A 5,252-nucleotide genomic window follows, 5' to 3' on the forward strand; every position below is an offset into this window, starting at 1 on the left:
GGTTCTCCCACTCCCACACCGGCATCACCGCCGTGACCGGCACCCCGGCGGTGATGCCGGTGTGGGAGTGGGAGAACCCGCCGGAGGACGCGGACGTCTCCCGCACGGGCCGGACGACGGTCTCGGCGGCCGACATCGCCGTCCTGGTCGCCGCCCGGTCGCACTACGAGCAGATGTACCGCAAGGCCGGGGGCATCGCGACCCGCGCCCGGATCGTCGGCTTCCTCACCACCGAGACCGCCCCGCTGCTCCGGGGCGCGTACGGCGACGCGCTGGGGCGGAGCCTGCACCGGGCCGCCGGCGGGCTCGTCGCGGTGGCCGGAATCTGTGCGTACGACGCCGATGCGCACGGGCTCGCCCAGCGCTACTTCCACCAGGCGCTGCGGCTCGCGAAGGCGAGCGGGGACCGGGGGCTCGGCGCGTATGTGATCGCGCTCCTCGTCAACCAGTCGCTGTTCATGGGGGAGTACCGGCAGGCGGTGGCGTTCGCGGAGGCGGCGCTGCGGGCGGCGGGGCGGCAGATCACCCCGGCGCTCGCCGCCGATCTGACGGCGATGCAGGCGAAGGCGTACGCGCATCTGGGCGACGGGGCGGCCGCGTTGGCCTGCATCCGGCGGGCCGAGGCGGCGGCGGAGCGGATCAGCCCGGGGGAGGAGCCGGTCGAGACCGGCTACGTCCAGCCGGGGTTCGTCAACGTGCAGGTGGCGGAGGCCCTGCTCGACCTGGGTGAGCTCGACGCGGCCCACGAGCACGCGTCGGCGGCGGTGAGGATGCCCTCGCACGACCGGGGCCGGGTGCACCGGCTCGCCATGCTGTGCCGGATCGAGCTGCGGCAGGGGGAGGTCGACGGGGCGGCGCGGACGGCGGTGGAGATGACGGAGCGGGCGCGGGGGATGGAGTCGCGGCGGCTGCGGGACCGCCTCACGCAGGTGCGGGAGCACCTCCTCGCGAGCGGTGGCGGGGACGCCCGGGAGGCCGCCGCTCTCATCGACAGTGCGCTGCGCGTTCCCCTGTGAGCCGTCAACTGCTGCGATATTGCCACCAAACAAGCACCGACCGATCGGAAGGTGGCAAGAACGTGCAGTGGACGAAACTGAGCGAACGCTCTGTCTATGAGAATCGCTGGTTCCGAGTGAACCTCGCGGACGTCGAACTCCCGGACGGCCGCCACCTCGACCACTATCTGATCCGGCTCCGCCCGGTCGCCGTCGCGACGGCCGTCAACGAGGCCGACGAAGTCCTGATGCTCTGGCGCCACCGTTTCATCACCGACAGCTGGGGCTGGGAACTGGCCGCCGGCGTCGTCGAGGACGGCGAGGACGTCGAGGCCGCCGCGGCCCGCGAGATGGAGGAGGAGACCGGCTGGCGGCCGGGACCGCTGCGCCATCTCCTCACCGTCGAGCCCTCGAACGGCCTCACCGACGCCCGCCACCACCTCTACTGGGCGGAGCGGGCCACCTACACCGGACCGCCCGAGGACGCGTTCGAGTCCTCGCGGCGGGCCTGGGTCCCGCTGAAACAGATCCCCGACATGATCGCCCGGGGCGAGATCCCGGCCGCCAACATGGCCGCCGGACTGCTGATGCTCCACCATCTGCGCCTCGGCTGAGCCGCGGGGACGCGGGGAGCGCGGGGACGCGGGAGCGGGATGTGCCGGACGGCCCGCACCTGTGCGGGTGTACGGGCCGTCCGGCCGGAGGGGCGGCGTCAGGGGTCGGACGCCGTCACTCCGGGTCTGGGTGGGGACCTCGGGTCAGTTGTACGGGTAGAAGCCCGAGCCCGTCTTGCGGCCGAGGCGCCCCGCGTCCACCATGCGCTGGAGCAGCGGGGGAGCGGCGTACAGCGGCTCCTTGAACTCGGAGTACATCGAGTCGGCGATCGACGCGATCGTGTCCAGGCCGATCAGGTCGGAGAGCTTCAGCGGGCCCATCGGGTGGGCGCAGCCGAACTCCATGCCGTTGTCGATGTCCTCGCGGCTCGCGATGCCCGACTCGAACATCCGGATCGCCGAGAGCAGGTACGGCACGAGCAGCGCGTTGACCACGAAGCCGGAGCGGTCCTGGGCGCGGATCGCGTGCTTGCCGAGCACCTTCTCCGCGAAGGCCTGGGCGCGGCTGATCGTGCCCTCGGAGGTGGTGAGGGCCGGGATCAGCTCGACGAGCTTCTGCACCGGGGCCGGGTTGAAGAAGTGGATGCCGATGACCTGGTCGGGGCGGGAGGTCGCCACGGCCAGCTTCACCAGCGGGATGGAGGAGGTGTTCGAGGCCAGGATGGCGTCCGGCCGGGTCAGCACCTGGTCGAGGACCTGGAAGATCTCGGTCTTGACCTGCTCGTTCTCCACGACCGCCTCGATGACGAGGTCGCGGTCGGCGAACTCGCCCAGGTCGGTGGTGAAGCTGAGGCGGGCGAGCGTCGCGTCCCGCTCCTCCTCGCTGATCTTGCCGCGTTCGGCGGCCTTGTCCAGCGAGTTGTAGAGCCGCGTGCGGCCGATCTCCAGCGCCTCGCCGGTCGTCTCGGCGACCCTCACCTCGAGCCCGCTCCGGGCACACACCTCTGCGATGCCCGCGCCCATCTGGCCGCAGCCCACCACTCCGACGCGCTCAATGTCGGCCATGGAGTCCGTCACCTCGTGCCTTTCGCTCTTCTCCGGCGGCGGGGGCCCGTGTGATTCCGGGTGCGTCCGCCTCTACCCCCACGACGTTACCGCTCATTAACCGATGATCGATCGTCCGAGGCGGGCATGCTGTCCGGGTGCGTGTGACGTATCCGACAGAGGAGGGGTACAAGTGCGGCTTATCGGCAGAAGAAGGTTCGTGGCCGGCGCCGCCGGAGCGGCGCTCGCCGTGACGGGAACGACAGGAGCCGCGGTGGCGGGAGCGGCGGCCGGAGCCGCGCAGCCGTTACGGGGGAAGCCGCACCGCAGGCGGGAGTTCCGCGGCACGTGGCTGGCGACGGTCGCCAACCGCGACTGGCCCTCCCGCGCCGGGCTGCCCGCCGAGCAGCAGCGCGCCGAGCTCCTCCGCCACCTGGACACGGCCGTCGAGCGCCGGCTCAACACGGTGGTCCTCCAGGTCCGGCCGACCGCCGACGCGCTGTGGCCCTCGCCGTACGAGCCGTGGGCGCAGTACCTGACCGGCACGCAGGGCCGGGACCCCGGCTGGGACCCGCTGGGCACGGCCGTCGACGAGGCCCACGCGCGGGGGCTCGAACTGCACGCCTGGTTCAACCCGTACCGCGTGGCGAACCACACGGACCCGGGCCGGCTCGCCGCCGGTCATCCGGCCCGGCTCCACCCGGAGTGGGTGCTGCCCTACGGCGGGAAGCTCTACTACAACCCGGGGCTGCCCGAGGTCCGGAGCTTCGTCCAGGAGGCGATCCTTGACGCGCTGCGCCGCTACGAGATCGACGCCGTGCACTGGGACGACTACTTCTATCCGTACCCGGTGGCCGGACAGGTCTTCGCCGACGACGAGGCATACGCCCGGTACGGCGGGAACTTCCCGGACAGGGCCTCCTGGCGGCGGAACAACACCGATCTGCTGGTCTCCGAGATGTCCGTCCGGATCAAGGAGACCAGGAAGCACACGGCGTTCGGCATCAGCCCCTTCGGGGTCTGGCGGAACATCGCCACCGACCCGGAGGGCTCGGACACCCGCGCCGGTGTCCAGACGTACGACGACCTGTACGCCGACACCCGGAAGTGGATCAGGGAGGGCTGGGTCGACCACGTGATCCCGCAGCTGTACTGGAACATCGGGCTGCCCGTCGCCGACTACGCCAAGCTGCTGCCCTGGTGGGACGCGGCGGTCCGGGACACCGGAGTCGGGCTCTACATCGGCGAGGCGCTCTACAAGGCGGGCGATCCCGCACAGCCCGCGGCCTGGCAGGACCCGCGGGAGCTGTCACGCCACCTGGAGCTGGCCCGCACGTACCCCTCGGTCGGCGGTCACTGCTTCTTCTCCGCGAAGGAGGTCGCCGCGGACCCGATCGGGGCGATGACCACCGTGGTGGCCGATCACTACCCGACCGGGGTCCGTCCACCGAGGTAGGGACTCGGCCGGTCGCGGGGGCTCAGCCGGCCCCCGCCTCCGGGCGGTGGCGTACGACGGAGTCGGGGCCCGGCGACACCAGTGCCTCGTGACCGTCGTCGTCGAACTTCACGCGGTACGGGGGAGCGCCGTTCTCCCCCAGTACCTGAAGGACCTCGGCCGTGCGGTCGTGGTGACCGACGGTCCGGCCGTGTACCAGCAGCTTGTCGCCCTTGCTCGCCTGCATCGGGCTGACCTCCTCGCGACCGGGCTTGTCCTGTCCTGTACAGCGCAGGGCCTTTCTCTGTCATTGTGACCCGCTTCGCCCGAATTCGTCGCGTCAGCTCTTCGCCCGCTGGGTGACCGCGATGCAGGCCAGGACCGCCACCGCGGCCACCGGGGCGGCCAGCGGCAGGTCCTCGCCGAGCAGGAAGACCGACCAGAAGAGGGTGAGCAGCGGCTGGGCGAGCTGGAGCTGGCTGGCCTTGGGGATGCCGATCGCGGCCATGCCGCGGTACCAGACGTACAGGCCGAAGAAGGTGGAGCCGGCTGCGACCCAGATCAGGCCGATGACGCCGTGCGCGTTCAGGTGAACCGGCTCGATCGACAGCGTGACGGCCGAGGCGGCCGCCGTCAGCGGCAGGCAGAGGACCAGGGCCCAGCCGATGACCTGCCGGCCCGGCATGAGCGCGGCGAGCCTGCCTCCCTCGGTGTAGCCGGCCGCGCACACGAGCAGCGCCCCGAAGAGGTACGGGTCGCCCGTGGAGAACGCGCCGCCGCTCTGCTGCAGGGTGAAGCCCAGCACCACGACGGCGCCGGAGACGGCCGCGATCCAGAAGGTGCGGGACGGCCGGCGCCCGGTCCGGACGGCGGCGAGGGCCGCGGTGGTGAGCGGCAGGAGGCCCACGACCACGGCGGCATGCGAGGTGGTGGAGGTCTGCAGGGCCAGCGTGGTCAGGAGCGGGAAGCCGATGACGACACCGCAGGCCACCACCGCGAGGCCCGCCCAGTGGCGGCGCTCGGGCAGCGGCACCCGGCCCGCGAGGAGGAAGGTGCCGGCGATGAGCGCGGCGAGGGTGGAGCGCACGGCCACCAGCGACCAGGGGCCGAAGCTCTCCAGGCCCCAGACGGTGGACGGGAAGGTGAGGGAGAAGGAGATCACGCCGAGCCCGGCGAGCAGGGTGCCGCCGGCCCGGGGGGTGGAGGCGGCGGCACCCTGCTCGC

6 protein-coding genes are annotated in these 5,252 nt (G+C 72.1%); 3 read left to right on the forward strand and 3 right to left on the reverse strand.

Going from position 1 to position 5,252, the window contains the following annotated elements; all coding sequences use genetic code 11:
- Together CCN56_RS31085 and CCN56_RS31090 are read left to right on the forward strand one after the other, a co-directional pair.
- Nucleotides 1-1,016: transcriptional regulator (locus CCN56_RS31085; protein ID WP_107484253.1), on the forward strand; the 1,016-nt coding region annotated here is incomplete at its 5' end.
- A 62-nt stretch (nucleotides 1,017-1,078) separates the two neighbouring features.
- Nucleotides 1,079-1,609: an NUDIX hydrolase gene (locus CCN56_RS31090; RefSeq protein ID WP_086831262.1), complete on the forward strand. Its 531-nt coding sequence runs from the start codon at nucleotides 1,079-1,081 to the stop codon at nucleotides 1,607-1,609.
- Nucleotides 1,610-1,753: 144 nt separating this feature from the next.
- Here the strand turns inward: CCN56_RS31090 and CCN56_RS31095 are convergent, their stop codons facing one another.
- On the reverse strand, nucleotides 1,754-2,614 hold the full coding sequence (locus CCN56_RS31095) for a 3-hydroxybutyryl-CoA dehydrogenase (protein WP_086831263.1): 861 nt from the start codon (nucleotides 2,612-2,614) through the stop codon (nucleotides 1,754-1,756).
- A 199-nt stretch (nucleotides 2,615-2,813) separates the two neighbouring features.
- Here CCN56_RS31095 and CCN56_RS31100 point away from each other — a divergent pair, with 199 nt between their 5' ends.
- Nucleotides 2,814-4,049 carry a glycoside hydrolase family 10 protein gene (locus CCN56_RS31100; RefSeq protein ID WP_086831264.1) on the forward strand — a complete coding sequence of 412 codons (1,236 nt, stop codon included), beginning with the start codon at nucleotides 2,814-2,816 and terminating at the stop codon, nucleotides 4,047-4,049.
- 22 nt (nucleotides 4,050-4,071) lie between these two features.
- On the opposite strand, the gene CCN56_RS31105 is transcribed toward CCN56_RS31100, so the two are convergent.
- On the reverse strand, nucleotides 4,072-4,275 hold the full coding sequence (locus tag CCN56_RS31105; RefSeq protein ID WP_041128328.1) for a DUF1918 domain-containing protein: 204 nt from the start codon (nucleotides 4,273-4,275) through the stop codon (nucleotides 4,072-4,074).
- Nucleotides 4,276-4,368: 93 nt separating this feature from the next.
- Nucleotides 4,369-5,252, reverse strand: an 884-nt coding sequence (locus CCN56_RS31110; protein ID WP_373412922.1) for a DMT family transporter, incomplete at its 5' end; no start/stop codon positions are given.

This window comes from Streptomyces sp. NRRL B-24572 (assembly GCF_002156145.1).
GTDB lineage: Bacteria > Actinomycetota > Actinomycetes > Streptomycetales > Streptomycetaceae > Streptomyces > Streptomyces vietnamensis.

Bases quoted from the DNA above. Each gene is read 5' to 3' on its own strand.
- CCN56_RS31105 (WP_041128328.1), bottom strand. From the start codon at position 4,275: ATGCAGGCGAGCAAGGGCGACAAGCTGCTGGTACACGGCCGGACCGTC.
- CCN56_RS31095 (WP_086831263.1), bottom strand. From the start codon at position 2,614: ATGGCCGACATTGAGCGCGTCGGAGTGGTGGGCTGCGGCCAGATGGGC.